This window comes from Mycolicibacterium elephantis DSM 44368, from assembly GCF_004014805.1.
GTDB classification, from domain to species: Bacteria; Actinomycetota; Actinomycetes; order Mycobacteriales; family Mycobacteriaceae; genus Mycobacterium; species Mycobacterium elephantis.
Genome location: NZ_ATDN01000010.1, coordinates 53,996 through 76,021, shown reverse-complemented (window position 1 = coordinate 76,021; position 22,026 = coordinate 53,996). Strand labels below are relative to the sequence as shown.

Below are 22,026 nucleotides of genomic sequence, written 5' to 3'. Positions count from 1 at the left end.
TGCGGATGCTCGGTGGAGAAAGTGGAGGTCAGCGGGCCGTTCTGGTTCGGGCGAACGCGCGCAGCGACTCGACCTGCGCCGCGTCCAGCGACGGGCGCACGGTCTGCCGGGCTGCGGCGACGTCGGCGGCCGTGACGTCGGCCGCGTCGATGGACCGGCGCATCGCGGTCAGCGCCGACTCGCGCAGCAGTGCGACGCAGTCAGCCGCGCTGTAGCCCTCCAGTTCGTCGGCGAGCGCGTCGAGGTCCACAGCCTGATCACCCTCGGAGGCCAGCGGGATCGACTTGCCCGCGGTGCGCAGGATCTCGCGGCGGGCCTCGGCGTCGGGCGGCTCGACGAAGACCAGCTTCTCCAGGCGCCCGGGCCGCAACAGCGCGGGATCGATCAGGTCGGGCCGGTTCGTCGCGCCGAGCACCACCACGTCGCGCAGCGGGTCGATGCCGTCGAGTTCGGTCAACAGCGTGGCCACCACGCGATCGGTGACACCGGAATCGAAGCTCTGCCCGCGCCGGGGCGCCAGCGCGTCGATCTCGTCGAGGAACACCAACGACGGCGCGGAGTCACGGGCGCGTTGAAACAGTTCGCGCACCGCCTTTTCCGATGACCCGACCCATTTGTCCATCAGCTCGGCGCCCTTGACCGCGTGCACCGACAGCCGGCCCGAACTGGCCAGCGCCCGCACCACGAACGTCTTGCCGCACCCCGGCGGACCGTAGAGCAGTACACCGCGCGGCAGCGCGACGCCGAGGCGCTGAAACGTGTCAGGATGCTGCAGCGGCCACAGCACCGCCTCGGTGAGCGCCTGCTTGGTGGCGGCCATGTCGCCGACGTCCTCGAGGGTCACCGAGCCGACGGAGACCTCCTCGGTGGCCGAACGCGACAGCGGGCGAATGACCGACGTCGCCCCGACCAGGTCTTCCTGGGTCAGCCGCGGCGGCTCCCCGTCGGCGCTGGCCCGCGCCGCCGCCCGCAGCGCCGCCTCGCGGACCAGTGCGGCCAGGTCTGCGACGACGAAACCCGGTGTGCGATCGGCGACTTCGTCGAGGTTGAGATCGACTGCGGGCACGTCGCGTAGCAGCACTTCCAACAGCTGCTTGCGGATTGCGCCGTCGGGCAGCGGGAGTCCGAGCTCGCGGTCGCACAAATCGGGTGCGCGCAGCCGCGCGTCGACATTCTCGGGTACCGCCGAGGTCGCGATGACCGCCACCCCCGGGGTGCTGACGGCGTTGCGGAGTTCGGCCAGGATCAGCGACGCCACCGGATCCGGGTCAGCGGGCAGCAGCGCGTCGATGTCGGTGATCAGCAGCACCCCGCCGCCGTCGCGGACGGTGTTCGCCGCCGACGCCACGCTGCGCAGCCTCTCCTCGGCGTTCAGCGCACCGACGTCGGGGCCGTCGAGCTCGACGAGTCGCCGGTCGGCGCACACGGCACGCACCATGGTGGCCTTGCCGACGCCGGCGGGACCGGACACCATCACCCCGAGATTGGCTGTGGCGCCGAGGGTTTCCAACAGCTCGGGCTGATCGAGTGCGAGCTTGAGCCATTCGGTCAGGCGCTCGGCCTGGGCCTGGGCGCCCTTGAGGTCGTCGATGCTGCGCACCGGGGTCGAGGGTGGGGGCGCGGTGGTCGGCGCCGGCGCCGACGTGCTCGTGGCCGACGTGCCCGTCGATGCCCAAGCCACCGATGAATTGGGTTGCACGCTGACCGGGCCCGCGGGGTCGGTGGCCGTCACTGTCAGCAGTTCGGATGTCCAGGTGATGCCGACCGACGACGCCAGCGCCGCGGTGGCCCGCGAGGTGGGGATGTCGGGCCCGAGCTCGCGGGGCAGCAGCGACACCGTGTCACCGACGGTCATCACCTTGCCCAGCAACGCTTGTCGCAGAGTTTGCGGCGAAATCGACTGTGTCGCCAGCTTGGAGCCCGACAGCGTGACCGAACGCGCGCCGTAGACCGTGACCGGGGCGACGAGCACCGTGGCGTCCTCCCGCAGACCCGCGTTGGACAGGGTGACGTCGTCGAGCAGCGCCGTTCCCACCGGGGCGCCCGCCGGTGCGGCCCCCACGACGGCGGAGGTGGTGCGTGAGCCCGTCAACGACACGGCGTCCCACTCTCGAATACCGAGTGCCGCAATGGCTTCGGGATGCAGCCGGACCACGCCGCGCCGGGAGTCCAGCGCTGACGTGTTCAACCGTGCGGTCAGGGCGAGTTGCTGTGTGGGTTTCGTCAGGACCCTGGCCTCCGCAGTCCGAGCCGCAGCATCGAGCGTCGATGTGGCTGTGCGCGGCGGATGGCCCGTCGCGCCGCGCGCTGCTGGCGCGGCCGCTCGTCCCACACCTCGGGATGCTCGGCGAGGAATCGTTTGGTCCGCACGGCGAACGGGATGTGGATGACGTACGCCGCGATGATCAACAGGATCACGAGGTAGCCGTAGAGGATCGCGGCCGCGACTGCGATGGCCAGCAGCGCCAGCAGCGGGGCGACCATGTTGGGCGACACCGAGAACGTGTGGATCTTGCGCATCGGGATGGTGCTGACCACCAGCAGCGAGACGCCGACCATCCAGATGACCACCGCCCACTCCGACGTCCACCAGCCCTCGCCGAACTGCATTTTGGCGGCCAGCGGTCCGATCGCCCCGATCGCCCCGGCGGGCGCGGGCATCCCGACGAAGTACTTCTTCTCGTAGGCGGGCTGATCGATCTCGAGCATCGCGTTGTACCGCGCCAGGCGCAGCACGATGCACACCGCATACAGCAGCACCACCATCCAGCCGACCTGCGACTGCGACAGCAGCGTGCCGTAGACGATGAACGCCGGTGCCACACCGAAGTTGACCGCGTCGGCCAGGGAGTCGACCTCCTCGCCCATCCGCGAGGTCGCCTTCAGCGCGCGGGCCATCCGCCCGTCGAGCGCGTCGAGGATCGCCGCGACGGCCAGGAACGCCATCGCTTCGGTGGGGCGGGTGTCCAGCGCCATCTTGACCGCGGTCAGGCCCAGGCAGATCGCGGCCACCGTCATACCGCTGGGCAGGATGCGCAGGCTGACCACGCCCGGCTTGACCCGAGGTTTGATCACGGAGCCGCTCCGGCGGCGACATCGGATCGCGGCAGCTCGGCCAATACCGTCTCGCCGGCCAGCGCGCGCTGCCCGGTGGTCACCAAGACGTTCGCGTCCGCGGGCAGGTAGGTGTCCAGCCGCGACCCGTACCGGATCAGCCCGTACGTCTGTCCCATCGTGAGTTTGTCGCCGACTTTGGCCTCGCACACGATGCGGCGCGCGATCAGCCCGGCGATCTGCACGGCGATCACCTCGACGCCCTCGGGGCTGCGGATCACCATGCTGTTGCGTTCGTTGTCCTCGCTGGCCGCCTCGAGTTCGGCCGAGCCGAACAGCCCCGGCCGGTGCACGACGGCGGTGACCTCACCCCCGATCGGTGCGCGCTGCACGTGCGCGTCGAACACCGAAAGGAAGATGCTGATGCGCGGCAACGGCGTTGCAGGCAAACCGAGTTCGGCTGGCGGAGGTTTCTCTTCGATGAGGCAGATCAACCCGTCGGCCGGTGCCACGATGAGGCCTGGGCGAGTCGGTGCGACGCGGGGCGGGTGCCGGAAGAACGCCGCGTTGGCGGCCGCCGAGGTCAGCCCGGCGCGGCGGAGCCAGGGGTTGCGCCAGCCGAGCGCGGCGACCGCGAGGCTGGCCCCCACGAAGGGGAGCCCGGCGCGGTGCATCGGTGGAATCGTGGTGCGCACCAGCGCCGCGAGCCGCTCGGGGCCGGATTTGAGGTCGGGGCGTCTGGCCATCGTCCCGCGATTCTACGGGCGCACGCGCCGGCCACGACCGCTATGCCAGGTCCCAGACCCGCACCTGCGTGCCCGCAGCTACCTCCGTGACGTCCTCGTCGATCTCCAGCAGACAGTTCGCCGACGCCAGCCAGCGCAGATGGTGCGACGCAGGCGGGCCGTAACTGGTGACGGTGCCCGCGTCGGCGTCGAACACGCCGCGGCGAAACTGGCGCTTACCGCGCGGGGAGGTCAGATCCTCGGTCAACACGGCGGTGCGGCGCGGCCGGTCGGGGTTGGGCAGCCCCATCGCGGCGCGCAGCGGCGACCGCAGGAACACCTCGAAGGACACCAGAGCGCTGACGGGGTTGCCAGGCAGCGTGACGATCGGCGTGGCTGTTTCTGATGTCGCAGGCGAACCTGCTCCGGCGACGCGCCCGCAGCCCTGCGGCATGCCCGGCTGCATCGCGACCTTGACGAAATCGACGGAACCGCCCAATGCGTCCTTGACGACCTCATAGGCGCCCGCGCTCACCCCGCCGGTCGTGACGATCAGATCGGCGTTTCCGGCGTGGCGGGACAGCGTGGCGCGGAAGGAGTCGACGTCGTCTCCGGACATCGTCGAGGCCACCACCTCGGCGCCGGCGTCGCGCAGCGCGGCGGTCAGCATCACCGCGTTGGACTCGTAGATCTGGCCGGGCCGCAGCGGTGTGCCGGGGGAGACCAGTTCGGTGCCCGTCGACATCACCACCACCCGCTGGCGCGGAATCACCGCCAGCTCACCCAATCCGAGTGCGGCCGCCAGCCCCAGCGCCGCCGGGGTGACCAGGTGCCCGCTGCGCAACACCGTCGTGCCCGCGGTGACGTCCTCGCCCGCGCGGCGGATGTGCTTTCCGGGTGGCGCGGCGGCGCGGATGGCGACCGTGTCGACGCCGCCGTCGGTCGCCTCGACGGGCACGACGGCCGTCGCGCCGGACGGCACCGGCGCCCCGGTCATGATCCGGTGTGCGGTACCGGGTTTGAGCATCAGCACATCGGTGCGGCCGGCCGGGATGTCCTCGGCGACGGGCAGGACGACGGGCTGCTCGGCTGACGCGCCCGCCACGTCGTCGGCGACGACGGCGTATCCGTCCATGGCTGAGTTGTCGAACCCGGGTAACGACAGCGGCGCGACGACGTCGTCGGCCAGCACCAGGCCCAGCGCGTCGGCGAGCGGAACGCCAACGGCGGGCCGGGGCGCGATGAGGCTCGTGACGACGCGCTGGTGTTCCTCGACAGGGCGTAGCAGACCGGGCATCAGACGGGAAAGGTGACGCCGGTCAGCTCTTCGGACATGCTCCACAGCCGACGCTGAATGTCTTCGTTGTGCGACTGTGCGCTGGAAGCAACGAGTTTCGGATGCCCCCTGGACTCGCCGATGCCGTCGGGTCCGTAGTACTGACCGCCCTGCACGCCCGGGTCGGTGGCCGCGCGCAGCGTCGGCAACGCACCCTTGTCGGCGGGTTGGGCGACGATCTTCCAGACGAAGTCGGGGATGAAGTCGGGCAGGTGGCGCATGAGCTCGGTGTCCGAAAGCCCGGGGTGCGCGGCCACCGCGATGGTGGGGGCCTCCTTGGCCTTGAGGCGGCGAGCCAACTCGTAGGTGAACATGAGGTTGGCCAGCTTGGACTGCCCGTAGGCCTCGACCCGGTTGTACTTGCGCTCCAGATGCGGATCCTCGAAATGGATGCGGGCCAGGATCCGGTGACCGACGCTGCTGACCGTCACGACACGTGACCCGCCGACCTGCAGCATGTTCTCCAACAGCAGCCCGGTCAGCGCGAAGTGGCCCAGGTGGTTGGTCCCGAACTGCATCTCGAAGCCGTCTTCGGTGGTCTCGCGCCTCGGCACGTACATCACGCCTGCGTTGTTGATGAGCAGATCGATGCGCGGATGGGCCGCGCGCAGCTCTGCTGCGGCCTTGCGCACGCTGTTCAGCGACGACAGGTCGAGCTCTTGCAGCGTCACGTCGGCGTTGGGGCTGCCCGACTTGATCTGATCGACGGCTTGCCTGCCCTTGTCGAGGTTGCGCACGGCGAGCACGACATGTGCGCCCTTGTCGGCCAGCACCGCCGCGGTGTCATAGCCCAGCCCCGAGTTGGCGCCGGTGATGATGGCCACCCGGCCTGACTGATCCGGCACATCGGCCGCGGTCCATTTGGCGGTCATGCGATCAACATACTCAGCCCGACGTGCGTCATGCTCGAATCATGGATCTGGTTGAACCCGCCCATCCGCCGAGCCGCAAGGCGCCTCTGGTGTGGGCGATCGGCGCGGCGATTCCATGGCTGGTGCTGGCGTTCGCCCAGCTGGTGTGGCTTCTCGTCGACCCGCGAGCGTGGTGGTTGCACGTGACCGCCGCGGCGGCGACGGCGGTGGGCGTCGCGGTCTTCGTGGTGGTGGTGCCGTTGTGGCGGTACCGCGTGCACCGCTGGGACATCGACGGGCGGGCCGTCTACACGCGTTCGGGTTGGCTGGTGCAGGAACGCCGGATCGCGCCGATATCGCGGGTGCAGACCGTCGACACCGAACGCGGGCCGCTGGACCGGCTGTTCGGGCTGTCCACCGTGACGGTGACGACGGCGTCGTCGGCCGGTGCGGTGCGCATCGTCGCGCTGGACACCGAGGTGGCCGACCAGATCGTCGCGCAGCTGACCGACGTCGCGGCGCTGGGCGCGGAGGACGCCACGTGAGCTGGCCGCCCGCAGCCCCGACCGAGGTGTGGCACCGGCTGAGCCCGCGAATGCTGTTGGTGCATCCGGTGCATGAGGTGATGCGTCAGATCCCGGTGATCATCGGGTCGCTGGTGCTGGGTTCGGCGACCGGCAACCCCGCGGTGGTGGTGATGGTGGTGGCCGCGACGGTGGCGTACGGCGCGGCGCGCTGGTTCACGACCACCTACCGCATCGGGCCCACCGATGTGCAGCTGCGCACCGGTGTACTGCAACGCAAGGTGATCTCGGTGCCGCGCAACAGGATTCGGTCGGTGTCCACCGAGGCCCGGTTGCTGCACAGGATGCTGGGACTGACGGTGCTGCGGGTGAGCACCGGCCAGGAGGCCAGGGGCGACGCGGTGTTCGCGCTGGACGCGGTGCAGGCCGAGGAGGTGCCCCGGCTACGGGCGATCCTGCTGGCGGACTCGCTGGCGGTCGCCGACGAAGAGCAGGCGCCCGCGGGCCGCGTACTGGCCAAGTGGGATCCGTCGTGGCTGCGGTACAGCCCGCTGAGTTTCACCGGGCTGGCGATGATCGCGGCGGCCGCCGGGCTGGTCTATCAGATGGGCGCCGGTGCGGCGCTGCGGGATTCGGACGTGGCCCAGTCGGGTGTCGACGTCGCCGAGCAGTTCGGGGTGGCGACGACGGTCGCGGTGGCGGCGATCGTGGTGCTGCTGGCGTCGGTGGTGCTGTCGGTGCTGCAGTCGCTGTTGAGCTACGGGAACCTGGTGCTGCGGCGCGACGCGGATGTGCTGCACCTGCGGCTCGGGCTGCTGCGGGTGCGCGAGCACACCTTCGACATGCGCAGGTTGCGCGGCGGGTCGCTGCGGGAGCCGTTGCTGGTGCGGTTGTTCGGCGGGGCGCGGCTGGACGCGGTGATGACCGGGGTCGGCGGGGTGGGGGAGGCGTCGCTGCTGCTGCCCCCGTGCCCCCGGGCGACGGCCGAGGCGGTGCTGACGGATCTGATCGAGCGGCCCGAGGTGGTCAGCGGTCCGCTGCGGGCGCACGGCCCGGCGGCCACGCGACGGCGGTGGACGCGGGCGATGGTGGCGCCTGTGGTGATCGCCGTTGTGCTGGCCGTCACCGCGGCGCCGACGTGGGCCTGGCTGCTGTGCGTCGTGCTCGCGGTGGGCTGCGCGCTGCTGGCGCACGACCGGACCCGGTCGCTGGGGCACCGGGTCGGGGACGGCTGGTTGGTCGCGCGCACCGGCAGCCTGCAGCGCCGCCGCGACTGCATCGAGGCGTCGGGCATCATCGGCTGGACCGTGCGGCAGACGCTGATGCAGCGCCGCGCCGGAGTGGCGACGCTGATCGCGGCCACGGCGGCGGGGGTCAAGCACTATCAGGTGATCGATGTGCCCGCGGAGTTGGCGTGGTCGATTGCTGCGGAGGCATCGCCGTGGGTCGCCGACACCGAGTGGGCTCGGGTGGGGTCCGACTTGCGCTGAATCGGTTGCCGTTTAATGTCGGGCAATGGCTATCGGTGGAGTGCTCTTCGACATCGATGGTGTCCTGGTGACGTCATGGAAACCGATCGAGGGCGCGGCGAGGACGCTGCGCCTACTGGCGGAGCACCAGGTTGCCTGCTCCTATCTGACCAACACGACGACGCGCACCCGGGTCCAGATCGCCGAACTGCTGACCGAGGCGGGCATGGCGGTGCGCCCCGACGAGGTCGTCACCGCGGCGGTGCTGACGGCCGAGTATGTCCGTGACCGCTTTCCGGATGCCCGCTGCTTTCTCGTCAACAGCGGTCAGATCGCCGAGGACATGCCCGGCATCGACATCGTGTACTCGACCGAGTTCAGCGGGCCGAAGGCCCCGGACAAGCCCGACGTGGTGTTGCTCGGGGGCGCGGGACCGGAGTACAGCCATCCGACCCTGTCGTGGGTGTACGACTGGATGGCCCAGGGCGTTCCGGTGGTCGCCATGCACCGCAGCACCGCGTGGACCACCAGCGACGGTCTGCGGATCGACACCGGGATGTACCTGATCGGCATGGAGGAGGCCTCCGGCCGCAAGGCGACTGCCGTCGGTAAGCCGGCCCCGGACGGATTCCTCGCGGCCGCAAGCCGTCTCGGCGTCGAGCCCGACGAGATGTACATGGTCGGTGACGACCTCAACAACGACGTGCTGGCGGCCCAGGTGGTCGGGATGACGGGGGTGTTGGTGCGCACGGGCAAGTTCCGGCAGGAGACGCTGGACCGCTGGGCGGCAGACGAGTTCGCGATGCAGCCCAACCACGTGATCGACTCGGTGGCCGACCTGCCGGAGCTTCTCGGGCTCTAGCGATGACGATGTGGGAACGCGTGCAGCAGGCGCTGCTGCGGCGGGGGATCAACACTCTGCTCGAGCTCGTGCTGTGGATCGGGTTGGCGTACACGGTGATCGGCGTGGTTTATGCGATGCTTCACATCGAGCTGATCGGGCAGCTCAAACACGCGCTCAGCGCTGACTTCACCGTCTTCGCCAACATCGCGGCGCTGGTGGTCGCGGTGCTGGGCTGGCCGGCGCTGCTAACCAGCTCGCTGCTGTGCGGAGTGGCCGGCTGCGGGCTGCTCACCTAGCGATGAGTTTCGCGACCGTCGGCGGTCGATACAGCTATGACTGAAGAACGCATGTGCGTCAGCACCTCCGTCAGCGCGCCCATCGACGTCGTCTTCGATGTCCTGGCCGACCCGTCGACACATCAGGCGATCGACGGCACCGGGTGGGTGCGCGAGCCGTTGACCGGTGAGCGCATCAGCGAAGCCGGGCAGGTCTTCCGGATGGCGATGTATCACGACAACCATCCCGACAAGGAGTACGAGATGGCCAACCGCGTCGAGGTCTTCGACCGTCCGCACGCCATCGCATGGCGGCCCGGTCAGGGGCCCGACGACGCCGAACTCGAATTCGGCGGCTGGTACTGGCGCTACGACCTCGCGTCCACCGGACCGGGTCAGACGGAGGTCACGCTGACCTACGACTGGTCGCAGGTGCCGCCGGTTCTGCGCGAACACATCCAGTTCCCGCCGTTCGAGGCGGCGCACCTGGACAACTCGCTGAAGCACCTGGCTCAGCTCGCCGAAAAATAGCGAGATCACGCCCGCAGCGTGCGGACCGCCTCGATGCGTGCCTGCAACTGCTCGGTGGTGGCCGCCGCCACCGGAGGACCGCCGCAGATCCGGCGCAGCTCGTTGTGAATCCAGCCGTGCGGCTTACCGGTGCGGTGGTGGGCGATCGACACCAGGGCGTTGAGCTCGCGGCGCAGTTCGCGCAGCTGCCTGTGGGTGGACGCTCGCGGCACCTCACCGGTCGCGGTGTCCGTTTGGATGTCGCCGACTGCGCGGCTCCTGCGGTCAAGCTGCTCTTCTTGCCTGCGCCGCAACAGGTCTCGCATCTGCTCGGCATCCAGCAGGCCGGGGATGCCAAGATAGTCGGCTTCCTCCTCGCTGCCTGCGGGCGCCGCGGTGCCGAACGACGCCCCGTCGAAGATCACCTGGTCCAGCTCGGCGTCGGCGCCCAGTGACTCGAAGCCGTTGTCGAGTTCGCTGGGTTCGGACTTGCGGCGCTCGACGTACTCGTCGTCGCCGTCGGTCTCGCGGTGCGGCTTGCCGAGCACGTGGTCGCGCTGGGCCTCCATCTCACTGGCCAGCAACAGCAGGTTGGGCACCGAAGGCAGGAAGATGCTCGCGGTTTCCCCGGGCCGGCGCGACCGGACGAACCGGCCGATGGCCTGGGCGAAGAACAGCGGCGTCGACGCGCTGGTGGCATAGACGCCGACGGCCAGCCGCGGCACGTCGACCCCTTCGGAGACCATCCGCACGGCGACCAGCCACCGGCTGGTGCCAGCGGAGAACTCGCTGATCCGGTCGGAGGAACCGGGATCGTCGGAGAGCACCACGGTCGGCGCTTCGCCGGTGATCTCGGTGAGCAGCTCGGCGTATGCCCGCGCGGCGGTCTGATCGGACGCGATCACCATGCCGCCGGCGTCGGGCATGTGCTGGCGCAGTTGGCGCAGCCGGGTGTCGGCGGCGGCGATGACCGCGGGCATCCACTCGCCCGCCGGGTTCAGCGCGGTGCGCCAGGCCCGTGCGGTCTGCTCGGCGGTGAGCGGCTCGCCGAGCCGCGCCGAGTGCTCCTCGCCGGCGTTGTCGCGCCAGCGGGCCTCACCGGAGTACGCCAGAAACACCACGGGGCGCACCACGCCGTCGGCGAGCGCCTCGGCATACCCGTAGGTGTGGTCGGCCACCGAGCGCAGCACGCCGTCGCCGTCGGGCTCGTAGGTGACGAACGGGATCGGGCTGTCGTCGCTGCGGAACGGCGTGCCGGTCAGCGCCAGCCGGCGGGTGGCGTCGCCGAACGCCTCGCGCATGCCCTCGCCCCAGCTCTTGGCGTCCCCGCCGTGGTGGATCTCGTCGAAGATGACCAGCGTGCGGTAGTTCTCCGTGCGCACCCGATGCCGGGTCGGGTGGCTGGCCACCTGCGCGTAGGTGACGACGACGCCGTGGTACTCCGAGGACGTCAGCGCCGACGAGTTGGTGAACTTCGGGTCCAGCGCGATCCCGCTTCTGGCGGCGGCCAGCGCCCACTGGGTCTTGAGGTGATCGGTCGGCACGACGACGGTGACACGCTCGACGGTGCCGTCGGCCAGCAGCTCACCGGCCACCCGCAGGGCAAACGCCGTCTTACCGGAACCGGGCGTCGCGACGGCCAGAAAATCGCGCGGTTGGGCGCCAAGATACCGCACCAAAGCCCGACGCTGCCAGCCTCTTAAAGCCTGGGTGTCGGGCGCTGAACCAACCCGCACCCAAGACTCCTCACTGATCGGTAAGCAGCCTAGCGCAACGGATTACGCGTTCGCATCCTTCCCGGGTCACGTGTCGACGAAGAAATTGTCGTTGCGAACGAACCATTCTCGGCGCTCGGCGTCGGTCATGTCGCCGAGCTGGGCCAGACCCTCGAAGTAGTGCTCGCGCGGGGCGCCTGGAGCAAACAACATGAGCAGAGACGCCGGCGCGTCGGCCTCGTTGCGGAAGCCGTGGATGCCGCCGGGCGGGACATAGAGGAAGTCGTTGCGGTGCGCGTCGGTCCAGTCGGTGCCGTAGTAGACCGTCACCGTCCCGGAGAGCACGAAGAAGGCCTCGGACATCGCGCGGTGAAAATGCGGCCCCGGGCCGCCGGCGTTCGGGGCGATGTCGACGCGGTACAGCCCGTAGTCGCCGTCGGTGGCCTCCTGGTTGGCGAGATAGCGGTACTGCACCAGGCCGAACGCGTCGTAGTCCGGCGGTTCGTCACCCCGTTTCAGCCATGCGCTGGCCTCGGGTTCGTCCTGGGTGTACCTGGGCGGAGGATAGGGCGGCACGTCGCGCGGATTCCAGAGCGACATCGGGGCTGAGCCTAGTCCCCGACGACCTTGCACTCTCCATGGTCGAGTGCTAAGAATGCAGTTGGCACTCGCGACCGGTGAGTGCTAGGTCGGGACGGTGAGGCAAGGGGCCGCACCCGCGGAGCACACCCAACGCCGTCCGTCGCGGGCACTGCACCCGGCCAACAGATGTGCCATCCCCAATCCGGAGGAAACACTTCGCAATGGCCAAGCAAATTGCGTATGACGAAGAGGCCCGCCGCGGCCTCGAGCGGGGCCTGAATGCCCTCGCCGACGCGGTAAAGGTGACGTTGGGGCCCAAGGGTCGCAACGTCGTGCTGGAGAAGAAGTGGGGCGCCCCCACGATCACCAACGATGGCGTGTCCATCGCCAAGGAGATCGAGCTGGAGGACCCGTACGAGAAGATCGGCGCCGAGCTGGTCAAGGAAGTCGCCAAGAAGACCGACGACGTCGCCGGCGACGGCACCACCACCGCCACCGTGCTGGCCCAGGCGCTCGTGCGCGAGGGCCTGCGCAACGTCGCTGCGGGCGCGAACCCGCTCGGCCTCAAGCGTGGCATCGAGAAGGCCGTCGAGAAGATCACCGAGACCCTGCTGAAGTCGGCCAAGGAGGTCGAGACCAAGGACCAGATCGCCGCCACCGCCGCGATCTCGGCCGGTGACCTGCAGATCGGTGAGCTGATCGCCGAGGCGATGGACAAGGTCGGCAACGAGGGTGTCATCACCGTCGAGGAGTCGCAGACCTTCGGGCTGCAGCTCGAGCTGACCGAGGGCATGCGCTTCGACAAGGGCTACATCTCGGGGTACTTCGTGACCGACGCCGAGCGCCAGGAAGCGGTCCTGGAGGATCCCTACATCCTGCTGGTCAGCTCCAAGATCTCGACCGTCAAGGATCTGCTGCCGCTGCTGGAGAAGGTCATCCAGTCCGGCAAGCCGCTGCTGATCATCGCCGAGGACGTCGAGGGCGAGGCGCTGTCGACCCTGGTCGTCAACAAGATCCGCGGCACCTTCAAGTCCGTCGCCGTCAAGGCCCCGGGCTTCGGTGACCGCCGCAAGGCGATGCTGCAGGACATGGCGATCCTCACCGGTGGCCAGGTCATCAGCGAGGAGGTCGGCCTGTCGCTGGAGAGCGCCGACATCTCGCTGCTGGGCCGGGCCCGCAAGGTCGTCGTCACCAAGGACGAGACGACCATCGTCGAGGGCGCCGGTGACAGCGAGGCGATCGCGGGCCGGGTCGCCCAGATCCGCACCGAGATCGAGAACAGCGACTCCGACTACGACCGCGAGAAGCTGCAGGAGCGGCTGGCCAAGCTGGCCGGCGGCGTTGCGGTGATCAAGGCCGGCGCCGCCACCGAGGTGGAGCTCAAGGAGCGCAAGCACCGCATCGAGGACGCGGTGCGCAACGCCAAGGCCGCCGTGGAGGAGGGCATCGTCGCCGGTGGCGGTGTGTCCCTGCTGCAGGCTGCCCCGGTGCTCGACGAGCTGAAGCTCACCGGTGACGAGGCCACGGGCGCGAACATCGTCCGGGTCGCGCTGGAGGCCCCGCTGAAGCAGATCGCCGCCAACTCGGGCCTGGAGCCCGGCGTTGTCGCCGAGAAGGTCCGCAACCTCAAGGCCGGTGAGGGGCTCAACGCCGCGACCGGTGAGTACGAGGACCTGCTCAAGGCGGGCGTGGCCGACCCGGTCAAGGTGACGCGTTCGGCGCTGCAGAACGCGGCGTCCATCGCGGCGCTGTTCCTGACGACCGAGGCCGTCGTCGCCGACAAGCCGGAGAAGGCAGCCGCAGCCGCGGCCGACCCGACCGGTGGCATGGGCGGCATGGACTTCTGAGTCTGTCCAACGGGAAAGCCCGGGTTGCCTAGGCAGCCCGGGCTTTTTCGTGCGCGCGGCTACTTCTTCAGCGGCACGCAGTCGTGCAGGCAGTCCGGGCTCGTCTTCGGCGAGTCGGGGGTCGCTTTGCGGTGCAGCACCGCGCGCGTCGGCTCGACCCGCAACGCGCTGTCGGTGATCCGACCGGTTCCGTCGACGATCAACGAGTAACCGCCGGGCTCGCGCGGCGGCCACACCACGGTGACGTCGCCGTGCGCCTCGATGTTGCGTTGCGTGGTGGTGCCGACGGAACCGACGTCGAGCACGCCGCTTGTGAGGGTGGGCTCGACGGCGACGGTGTGGGCGCGGTAGTCGTCGCCGACGGTGATCAGGTAGGCGAACGTGAAATCGGCCAGCGCGTCGGCCAGCCCGTCGAGGTCGACTTTGACGCTCATATCGCCATCCTATTTCCCGCTCGGCGCCGGTTGACGGCCGCGGATCAACCGGCCGGGGCGCGCCGCGGTCGGCACCCCGTTCTCGGCGATGACCTCGCCCGACACGATGGTCGCGACGTAACCGTCGGCCCTCTGGTCCAGGCGTCGACCACCCGCGGGCAGGTCGTAGGTGACGACGGGCCGGTGCAGACGCACCGCGGCGTGGTCGATGACGTTGAGATCGGCCTTGTATCCCACCGCGATCCGGCCCCGGTCGGCCAGGCCCGCCACCCGCGCGGGCGCCGACGTCAACTCGCGCACCGCCTCGGCCACCGTCAGCCGCCCCGACGCGCGGTCGCGCGCCCAGTGCGCCAGCATGTACGTGGGAAAGCTTGCGTCGCAGATCATTCCGTAGTGCGCGCCGCCGTCACCGAGGCCAAGCACGACGTCTTCGCGACGGATCAACTCCGCGACCGTGTCAAGGCTGCCGTCACGGAAGTTGGCCAGCGTGACCAGCAGCATGGCGTGCCCGTCGTCGTCGAGCAGCCGGTCATAGGCCTCCTCGAGCGGGCTGACGCCGCGGGCGCGGGCCCTGCTGGCGATGCTCTCCGACCGCGGCGGCTCGTAGTTCGGCGGATCAGCCAGCGGGAACATCCACTCGAACGCCTGCGCGGCGAACATCAGCGGGTGCCCGTCGGATGCCGGGGTGTCGGCCAGGATGCGTTCGCGCACTTCGGGTCTGCGTATCTCGGCGACCTTCTCGGCCAGCGGCAGCCCCGCGATCTCCTGGTAGCTCGGATACGTCACGAACGGGTTGCCCGACAGCTCCAGCCCCAGCACCAGCCCGATCGGCCGCGGGAAGATCTGCGCGGTGATGTCGCCGCCGGCAGCGTTGGCCTTCTCGACCATGGTGAGCGCGTCGACGAAGAACGGATCACCGGCGTTGCCGATCGCCAGCGTGAACGTCACCGGCAGCCCCACGTCCTCGGCGACGTCGAACACCGTCTGCAGCACCGGTTCGTAGTCACCGGCGACGAGGTCGGGCACGAACTGGATCAGCCCGCCGCCGGCGTCCTCGACGCCGCGTGCGATCGCCTCGATCTCGGCGCGGTCGGCGTCGTAGCTGGGAATCGGGCGCCCGCTTTGCGTCTTGTGCAACGTGAACCGCGACGACGCGAACCCGAGCGCGCCCACCTGGACCGCTTCGGCGGCGAGCTTGCGCATCATCGCGAGGTCCTCGGGCGTGGCCGGTTCGCGGTCGACGCCGCGGGAGCCCATCACGTACACCCGCAGCGGGGAGTGCGGAAGCAGCGCGGCCACATCGATATCCCGGTGGCGCGCGTCCAGCGCGTCGAGGAACTCCGGGAACGTCTCCCAGTTCCACGGCAGTCCGTCGACCATCACCACACCGGGGATGTCCTCGACCCCGGCCATCACGTCGACCAGCACGTCGTGGTCCTCGGCGCGGCACGGAGCGAACCCGACGCCGCAGTTGCCCATCACCGCCGTCGTCACGCCGTGCGCCGAGGACGGGGTGAGCCGGTCCGACCAGACGGCCTGGCCGTCGTAGTGGGTGTGCAGGTCGACGAAGCCCGGGGTGACCAGCAGCCCGGTCGCGTCGATCTCCCGCGTCCCGGTGCCGTCCACCGTGCCCACTGCGGCTATCACCCCGTTCGAGACCGCCAGGTCGCCGACGTAGGGTTCGCCGCCGAGGCCGTCGACGATGGTGCCGCCACGGATCACGAGGTCATATGTCATACCTCGAATCTACGATGAGCCGGTGATCGACCACTTCGGAATCAACTGTGCGGACTTCGAGAAGTCGAAGGCGTTCTACGACAAGGTGCTCGGCGTGCTCGGCTACACCCGGCAGCTGGACTACCAGGTCGCCATCGGTTACGGGCGGGACGGCAAGCCCGACTTCTGGATCGCCGACATGAACGCCGGCGATGCGGCGGGCCCCAACCGCGAGGTGCACTTCGCGTTCCAGGCCGCCGACACCGACGCGGTGCAGGCGTTCTACGACGCCGCGCTGGAGGCGGGCGCCGAGTCGCTGCACGCGCCGCGGCCGTGGCCGGAGTACCACCCGGGCTATTACGGCGCGTTCGTGCGCGATCCGGACGGCAACAACATCGAGGCGGTCTTCCACGGCTATTCCAGTGGCGCGCCGCCGCAGGCGGACTGAGTACCGTCGGGATATGGCTGACTCTGATATCTCGGCGGTTCGCGAGCTGCTGCGCGACATGTTCACCCGGCAGATCGAGCACGCCGAGGAGCTGACCGACGGGCTGACCGACGAGGTCGCGTTCTACCGCCCGACCCAGGAGGCCAACAGCATCTCCTGGCTGATCTGGCACAGCGCGCGGCAACAGGATCTGCAGCTCTGCGCGATAGCCGGCACCGAGCAGGTCTGGTTCCGCGACGGCTGGGTCGACCGGTTCGACCTCGACCTTCCTCGCGACGCGATGGGCTACGGGCACGGTCCCGAAGAGGTCGCCAAGGTGCGGGCGTCGGCCGATCTGCTCGTCGGCTACTACCGCGCCGTGCACAAGATGACGCTCGAGTACATCGCCTCGGTCACGCCCGGCGAATTGAGCCGCGTCGTCGACCCCAACTGGGATCCACCGGTGACCGCCGGGGTGCGGCTGGTGAGCATCGTCGACGACGCCGCCCAGCACCTGGGTGCCGCCGCCTACCTGCGCGGCATTGCGTGATCCGGTGGTGGCCGCCGGTCGGATTGCTCGCGATGGTGCTGCTCGGCTGGGCAGTCGGAAAGTCGAGCACCGGCCTGGATGACTGGTTTCACCGCTACAGCCACAGCCCGACGCGCGACCTGCAGGGGTTCGCCAACCCGCTCGCGCTGATCATCGTCGGGGCCGCGGTTGTCGGCTTCGCGCTGTATCGACGACGGTGGCGGTTGGCCGTCATCGCGACCGTGCTGCCGTACGGCGCCTATCTGCTGGTGCAGCTGATCAAGCCGCTGTTCGGTCGCGAGAAGGGCGGGGGACTGGCCTACCCGAGTGGCCATATCACGACGACGACCGTCGTGCTGGGCCTGTTCGTGCTGGTGACCGGCTGTGCGCTGTGGGCGTTGGTGTTCGCGACGGTGTATGTCGGGCTGGCGGTGATCGGGGTCGGCACGACCTTTCACTACTTCACCGACACGCTCGGCGGGGTGCTGCTGGGCACGTCGCTGGTCTGCATCGCGGCCCTCCTCGCGGAACCGGACTTGACACGTGTCAACCCGCGTGCGATCTGGATCACAGGACGTGGCTAGCATGGGGTTATGACTGCCACCCCTGACGTTGAGCTGCCCGACACCGGAACCGTCCGCAACCCTGTGACCGGCGCCGTCGCCGGCACCGTGCGGTGGACCGACCCCGCCGACGTGCCACGCATGGCGGCGAGGCTGCGCGACGCGCAGAAACAGTGGGAGGCCCGCGGCCCCAAGGGCCGGGCCAAGGTGCTGGCCCGCTACGCGGTGTGGATGGGCGAGCACCGCGACGAGATCGAGTCGCTGCTGATCAAGGAGACCGGCAAGTCGGCCACCGACGCCGCCCAAGAGGTCCCGCTGCTGATCATGATCACCTCGTACTACATCAGGACGATGGAAAAGGCGCTGGCCCCAGAGACCCGGCCCGCGGCGCTGCCGTTCCTGGCGATCAAGAAAGTCGAGGTGCACTACCGGCCCTATCCGGTGGTCGGCATCGTCGCGCCGTGGAACTACCCCGTCGCCAACCTGCTGATGGACGGCCTCGCGGCGCTGGCGGCCGGCTGCGCGGTGCTGCTCAAACCGTCCGAACGCACCCCGTTGACCGCCGAGCTGCTGCTGCGCGGCTGGCTGGACTCGGGCGCGCCGGAGGTGATGGCGATCGTGCAGGGCGCCCGCGAGGCGGTCGAGGCCGTCGTCGACAACTCCGACTACATCCAGTTCACCGGCTCCAGCACGACGGGGGCCAAGGTGATGGAGCGCGCCGCGCGCCGGCTCACCCCGGTCAGCCTGGAGCTGGGCGGCAAGGACCCGATGATCGTCTTGGACGACGCCGACATCGAGCTGGCGGCCAACGCGGCGGTGTGGGGCGCGATGTTCAACGCCGGCCAGACCTGCGTGTCGGTGGAGCGGGTGTACGTGCTGGAGCCGGTGTACGACAAGTTCGTCGACGCGGTGGTGCGCGCGGTGGAGAACCTCAAGATGGGCGCGGGCGAAGGGCATGACTTCGGCTCGCTGATCGACGAGAGCCAGGTCGAGGTGACCGAGCGGCACGTCCGCGAGGCCGTCGCCGCAGGAGCCAAAGCGCTCACCGGTGGCAAGCGGCCCGAGGGCCCCGGCAGCTTCTATCCGCCGACCGTGCTGGTGGACGTCGACCACTCGATGGCGTGCATGACCGAGGAGACGTTCGGACCGACGCTGCCGATCATGAAGGTGGCCAGCGTCGCCGAGGCGATCCGGCTGGCCAACGACAGCCCGTACGGCCTGTCGGCGTCGGTGTTCTCCAAGGACGTCGAGCGCGCCAAATCGATTGCGTTGCAACTGGACTGCGGTGCGGTGAACATCAACGACGTGATCTCCAACCTGATGTGCACCACGGCGCCGATGGGCGGCTGGAAGAACTCCGGTATCGGGGCGAGGTTCGGCGGACCCGAAGGCATGCGCAAGTTCTGCCGCCAGGAGACGGTCGTGGCGCCGCGCACCAACATCGGCGCAGGCGGCACCTACTACAACAACTCGCTCAAGGCGCTCAAGCGGATGAACAAGCTGATGACCAAGCTGGCCCTGGCGCGGCCGCGGCGGGTGGCGAAGTAAGCTCGCGGCGTTGACCCCTGCCCCTTAAGGAGGACATACGCGTGCGGCTGGTGGCGACCATGCTGCTGTGGCTCGTCACCACGCTTCTTCTTGCGGTGGCGGTCCCGGCGATGTGGGTCCAGCGAAACGTGGTCAGCGAGGACGGCTATGCGTCGTTCGCGGCTTCAGCGGCCAAGGACCCCCAGCTGCAGAGCGCGATGGCCGCCGAGTTGGCCAGGCAGGTCATCTCTTTCGCCGCCGACAACGGCTACACCCTCAACCGGGACATGGTCCGCCGCGGGACCGACGCCTACACCAGCAGCGCCGGGTTTCCCGGACAGTTCGGCCAAGCCAACCGCATCGCGCACCGGTGGATGTTCACCGACTCCGTCCAGCGCGAGGAGGGCACCGACCGCTGGTACATCGACATCGCCCCGATGCTCAACGACCCGTCGATAAAGGACTTGCTCGGCGACATCGACCTCGACGTGCCGCAGACCCTGACCGTCCCGATCACCGTGCCCGAAACCACGGGATTGCACCCGGGCCGCCTGCGGCAGGTGTCGACGTGGGGACCGTGGATCACCGTCGGCGCCACGATCCTGACCGGTGTCTTCGCCCTGTTGACGTTGGCGGCGTCCCGGTCACGCGGTAAAACGCTTGCTGCGCTGGGGGTTTCGGCACTTATCGTGGGCGCTGCCGGATGGGCCGGCCTGGAGGTGGCGCGCGGGCATGTGAACGACGCGCTCAACCGCACCACCGGCGACATCCGTCTCATCGCCGACGCGGTCGTCGTGCACGCCGAGGACAGCCTGCACCACTGGCTCAACCTGACGCTGGCCGCCGGCGCCGCGCTGGTGGTGTTCGGCGTGCTGGTGGCGATGCTGGGCGGGTGGCGCCGCCGCGACACTTAGTACAGCTTCGCATTGGTACGGTCGACCCATGCCGTTCGTGTCGGACATCCTCGGCCCGCAGCAGCCCGTCGAGGCGTCGCCGCCGCTGATCGCCGGCGCTCTGCGCCGTACCAGCACCATCGACACCCATCCCGTCGGGGACCAGGACTCCGTCGTCGACCTGCGCGCCGGCGACGTCGTGGGCGGATCCGGCGCGCCGCGTGTGCTCGGCCAACTCGGCATCCGCGCGCACCTGTCGGACCGGGTTGTCGACGACATCTCCGCCGTGCCGCACGACGACCGGCTGGGCCGGCTGGTGGGCCACCGCGTCGGGCCGGGCTTTCGCTCCACGGTGGGAAAGCTGCTGCCCGGCGAAGCGCGGCGGGCCAGCCTTCTGCACCTGCTGCTCGACGACTGGGTCGGTGCCGCGCTGGTATCCGGTTATGCGAAGCAGCACACGGCGACCGAACTCGGCACCGAGGAGAGACTTCCCGAGGGGACTGCGGACCGCATCACGGGTATCTGTGCGGGGTTCGCGTCCGACGCCTCGATGGTGTCGTTCGCCCGGCGTCACGACATGATCCCGACCGCACACGGTCCCGCGGCGCCCCCGCTAGACTTCTCTGTGCACGCCGTTGAACCGTTGCGTGCCAACGGGATGCGCCGATACCGGCGGCTCGATCTACGCCCGTCCGACGACGGCTCGGCGGACTTCGACGCGCACTTCCGTGACTCGCACATGGACAGCGACGGGATCGAGACGATCGTGCACGAGTACACCGTGGCGGGTTCGGTGGACACGTCGACGCGGACGCTCACCTCGATCCGGGCCGAGGTGCGGGTGTTGCCGTGGCAGGAATGTCCGGGTGCGATCGGCAGCGCGCGCCGGGTACAGGGCATGACGGTCGCCGAGCTGCGCGGCCGGATTCGCGGCGAGTTCGTCGGCACCAGCACCTGCACGCACCTCAACGACACCCTGCGCGCGCTCGGCGACCTGGACGCGCTTATCGAGCTGCGCGCGCGCATCTGAGGTGGCGCTTACTGCATTTGCCGCGAAACTGCACTTATCGCGGAAAAGTGCGAGTAGCCAGCACAATAACTGCAGTTTCGCCGCAAGTGGGGGCAGATTCGAGCCGATTTGCACCCCAATTGGCGACTTGTGACTCTAGGGCTCGATGACGTGTGACGGGTCGGGCCGCTTGTCCGGCGGCGCCTGGCTGTAATCGCCCCACGGGCCGTCGCGCTGTTCGATGGCGGTCCGAATACCTTGTTTAGCAGCGGTTTCGACGAATCCGAGCGCGTCGGGGGTGTTGCGCATCAGCCCGTCGAGGATGCCGCCGAGCGTCTGGGTGGAGGCCAGGCCCATGTTCTCGTAGGCCTGGTTGACGATCAGCTTCTGGGCTTGAAGCTGCGACAGCGGGATCTTCGCCAGCTTGGCCGCGACATCGCGCACCCTGGCCTCGAGGTTCTCGAAGGGCACCGATTCGTTGATGAGTTCGATTGCGGCGGCTTCTTTTCCGGTGAGAGGTTCGCCGGTCAACGAATGCCATTTGGCCTTCGACAGGCTCAGCCGATACAGCCACATGCCGGTCAGGTAGGCGCCCCACATGCGGGCGTACGGCGTGCCGATGACGGCGTCGTCGCTGGCGATGACGATATCGGCGCACAACGCGTAGTCGCTGGCGCCGCCGACGCACCAGCCGTGCACCTGCGCGATGACGGGTTTGGACGCGCGCCAGATCGCCATGAACTTCTGGTGTGGGCTGGTCTCCCGGGCGCTGACCATCGCGAAATCCTTGCCCGGGTCCCAGCGGCCGTCGGTGTTCATCGCCTCACCCCAGTGCGCAAAGCCGCCGCCGAAGTCGTACCCGCCGGAGAACGCGCGCCCGGCCCCGCGCAGCACGATGACCTTGATCGCGGGATCGCGCTCGGCCAGGCCGATGGCCGCCTCGATCTCGTCGGGCATCGGCGGCACGATGGTGTTGAGGCGTTCCGGCCGGTTCAGCGTGATGGTGGCGACGGGCGGTTGGTCCTGGTAGAGCAGAGTTTCGAACTGCGGCGTTGTCGGCATGCCTGCAGTGTGGCGCGAGTGCGGGATCGGCACACGTTTTCTGCTCTATCGCCGCCACCCCGAGCCCGCCAGGTTAGGTGACCCTCCGTTAGCCTGCGCTAAGTGCTATGTTCAGCCTCGCCCCAACCGAGAGG

General features: G+C 69.2%; 22 protein-coding genes. 12 read left to right on the top strand and 10 right to left on the bottom strand.

From position 1 onward, the window contains the following. Positions 1-28: 28 nt before the first annotated feature. Genes MELE44368_RS08735 through MELE44368_RS08715 form a run of 5 tightly spaced genes read right to left on the bottom strand, consistent with a single transcriptional unit; the run spans position 29 to position 5,987 of the window. Positions 29-2,227, bottom strand: a complete 2,199-nt coding sequence (locus tag MELE44368_RS08735; RefSeq protein WP_128108190.1) for an AAA family ATPase — start codon at positions 2,225-2,227, stop codon at positions 29-31. After that, positions 2,224-3,075 (bottom strand): CDP-alcohol phosphatidyltransferase family protein, encoded by an 852-nt coding sequence (locus MELE44368_RS08730; RefSeq protein WP_206613725.1) that lies wholly within the window; start codon positions 3,073-3,075, stop codon positions 2,224-2,226. Before MELE44368_RS08730 ends, MELE44368_RS08735 begins: the two co-directional genes overlap by 4 nt. Beyond that, a complete protein-coding gene (locus tag MELE44368_RS08725) occupies positions 3,072-3,800 on the bottom strand; it encodes a phosphatidylserine decarboxylase (RefSeq protein WP_046752881.1) in 729 nt (242 codons plus the stop codon). The genes MELE44368_RS08730 and MELE44368_RS08725 overlap by 4 nt, the downstream gene beginning before the upstream one ends. A 40-nt stretch (positions 3,801-3,840) precedes the next feature. Beyond that, positions 3,841-5,076, bottom strand: coding sequence for a molybdopterin molybdotransferase MoeA (gene moeA / locus MELE44368_RS08720; RefSeq protein WP_064919386.1), 1,236 nt, complete (start codon positions 5,074-5,076; stop codon positions 3,841-3,843). Next, positions 5,076-5,987, bottom strand: coding sequence for an SDR family NAD(P)-dependent oxidoreductase (locus MELE44368_RS08715; protein WP_128108146.1), 912 nt, complete (start codon positions 5,985-5,987; stop codon positions 5,076-5,078). The genes moeA and MELE44368_RS08715 overlap by 1 nt, the downstream gene beginning before the upstream one ends. Positions 5,988-6,028: 41 nt before the next feature. Between MELE44368_RS08715 and MELE44368_RS08710 the strand changes: the two genes are divergently transcribed. Genes MELE44368_RS08710 through MELE44368_RS08690 form a run of 5 tightly spaced genes read left to right on the top strand, consistent with a single transcriptional unit; the run spans position 6,029 to position 9,609 of the window. After that, complete coding sequence (locus MELE44368_RS08710; protein ID WP_046752652.1) at positions 6,029-6,511, top strand: PH domain-containing protein; 483 nt, start codon at positions 6,029-6,031, stop codon at positions 6,509-6,511. A gap of 50 nt (positions 6,512-6,561) precedes the next feature. Beyond that, a complete protein-coding gene (locus MELE44368_RS08705; RefSeq protein ID WP_128108188.1) occupies positions 6,562-7,980 on the top strand; it encodes a PH domain-containing protein in 1,419 nt (472 codons plus the stop codon). Positions 7,981-8,005: 25 nt separating this feature from the next. After that, complete coding sequence (locus tag MELE44368_RS08700) at positions 8,006-8,821, top strand: HAD-IIA family hydrolase (RefSeq protein WP_128108145.1); 816 nt, start codon at positions 8,006-8,008, stop codon at positions 8,819-8,821. A 2-nt stretch (positions 8,822-8,823) separates the two neighbouring features. Further along, positions 8,824-9,099, top strand: a complete 276-nt coding sequence (locus tag MELE44368_RS08695) for an addiction module protein (RefSeq protein ID WP_241566530.1) — start codon at positions 8,824-8,826, stop codon at positions 9,097-9,099. A 36-nt stretch (positions 9,100-9,135) separates the two neighbouring features. Further along, on the top strand, positions 9,136-9,609 hold the full coding sequence (locus MELE44368_RS08690) for an SRPBCC family protein (RefSeq protein ID WP_128108144.1): 474 nt from the start codon (positions 9,136-9,138) through the stop codon (positions 9,607-9,609). 5 nt (positions 9,610-9,614) lie between these two features. On the opposite strand, the gene MELE44368_RS08685 is transcribed toward MELE44368_RS08690, so the two are convergent. Both MELE44368_RS08685 and MELE44368_RS08680 read right to left on the bottom strand, forming a co-directional pair. Further along, the gene (locus MELE44368_RS08685) at positions 9,615-11,324 is read right to left on the bottom strand and encodes a DEAD/DEAH box helicase (protein ID WP_128108143.1); all 1,710 of its coding nucleotides are present in this window, start codon (positions 11,322-11,324) and stop codon (positions 9,615-9,617) included. 66 nt (positions 11,325-11,390) lie between these two features. After that, on the bottom strand, positions 11,391-11,903 hold the full coding sequence (locus MELE44368_RS08680; protein WP_128108142.1) for a cupin domain-containing protein: 513 nt from the start codon (positions 11,901-11,903) through the stop codon (positions 11,391-11,393). A 203-nt stretch (positions 11,904-12,106) separates the two neighbouring features. Between MELE44368_RS08680 and groL the strand changes: the two genes are divergently transcribed. Beyond that, positions 12,107-13,732, top strand: a complete 1,626-nt coding sequence (groL, locus tag MELE44368_RS08670; RefSeq protein ID WP_128108141.1) for a chaperonin GroEL — start codon at positions 12,107-12,109, stop codon at positions 13,730-13,732. Between the two features lie 59 nt (positions 13,733-13,791). Here the strand turns inward: groL and MELE44368_RS08665 are convergent, their stop codons facing one another. Together MELE44368_RS08665 and MELE44368_RS08660 are read right to left on the bottom strand one after the other, a co-directional pair. Beyond that, entirely contained in the window at positions 13,792-14,166 is a 375-nt protein-coding gene (locus MELE44368_RS08665; protein WP_128108140.1) for a pyridoxamine 5'-phosphate oxidase family protein, read from the bottom strand. Between the two features lie 9 nt (positions 14,167-14,175). Further along, positions 14,176-15,903, bottom strand: a complete 1,728-nt coding sequence (locus MELE44368_RS08660; RefSeq protein WP_128108139.1) for an N-acyl-D-amino-acid deacylase family protein — start codon at positions 15,901-15,903, stop codon at positions 14,176-14,178. Between the two features lie 22 nt (positions 15,904-15,925). Here MELE44368_RS08660 and MELE44368_RS08655 point away from each other — a divergent pair, with 22 nt between their 5' ends. Genes MELE44368_RS08655 through MELE44368_RS08630 form a run of 6 tightly spaced genes read left to right on the top strand, consistent with a single transcriptional unit; the run spans position 15,926 to position 20,851 of the window. Then, positions 15,926-16,330: a VOC family protein gene (locus MELE44368_RS08655; RefSeq protein WP_128108138.1), complete on the top strand. Its 405-nt coding sequence runs from the start codon at positions 15,926-15,928 to the stop codon at positions 16,328-16,330. A gap of 13 nt (positions 16,331-16,343) precedes the next feature. Beyond that, on the top strand, positions 16,344-16,859 hold the full coding sequence (locus MELE44368_RS08650; RefSeq protein ID WP_128108137.1) for a mycothiol transferase: 516 nt from the start codon (positions 16,344-16,346) through the stop codon (positions 16,857-16,859). Further along, positions 16,856-17,422 carry a phosphatase PAP2 family protein gene (locus MELE44368_RS08645; protein WP_241566529.1) on the top strand — a complete coding sequence of 189 codons (567 nt, stop codon included), beginning with the start codon at positions 16,856-16,858 and terminating at the stop codon, positions 17,420-17,422. Before MELE44368_RS08650 ends, MELE44368_RS08645 begins: the two co-directional genes overlap by 4 nt. A gap of 9 nt (positions 17,423-17,431) precedes the next feature. After that, positions 17,432-18,949: an aldehyde dehydrogenase family protein gene (locus MELE44368_RS08640; RefSeq protein WP_128108136.1), complete on the top strand. Its 1,518-nt coding sequence runs from the start codon at positions 17,432-17,434 to the stop codon at positions 18,947-18,949. A 41-nt stretch (positions 18,950-18,990) separates the two neighbouring features. Beyond that, positions 18,991-19,842: a hypothetical protein gene (locus MELE44368_RS08635; protein WP_083042924.1), complete on the top strand. Its 852-nt coding sequence runs from the start codon at positions 18,991-18,993 to the stop codon at positions 19,840-19,842. Positions 19,843-19,870: 28 nt separating this feature from the next. Then, positions 19,871-20,851: a DUF2889 domain-containing protein gene (locus tag MELE44368_RS08630; protein WP_128108135.1), complete on the top strand. Its 981-nt coding sequence runs from the start codon at positions 19,871-19,873 to the stop codon at positions 20,849-20,851. Positions 20,852-20,986: 135 nt separating this feature from the next. Here the strand turns inward: MELE44368_RS08630 and MELE44368_RS08625 are convergent, their stop codons facing one another. Continuing rightward, positions 20,987-21,892, bottom strand: a complete 906-nt coding sequence (locus MELE44368_RS08625; protein WP_128108134.1) for a crotonase/enoyl-CoA hydratase family protein — start codon at positions 21,890-21,892, stop codon at positions 20,987-20,989. Positions 21,893-22,026 lie beyond the last annotated feature (134 nt).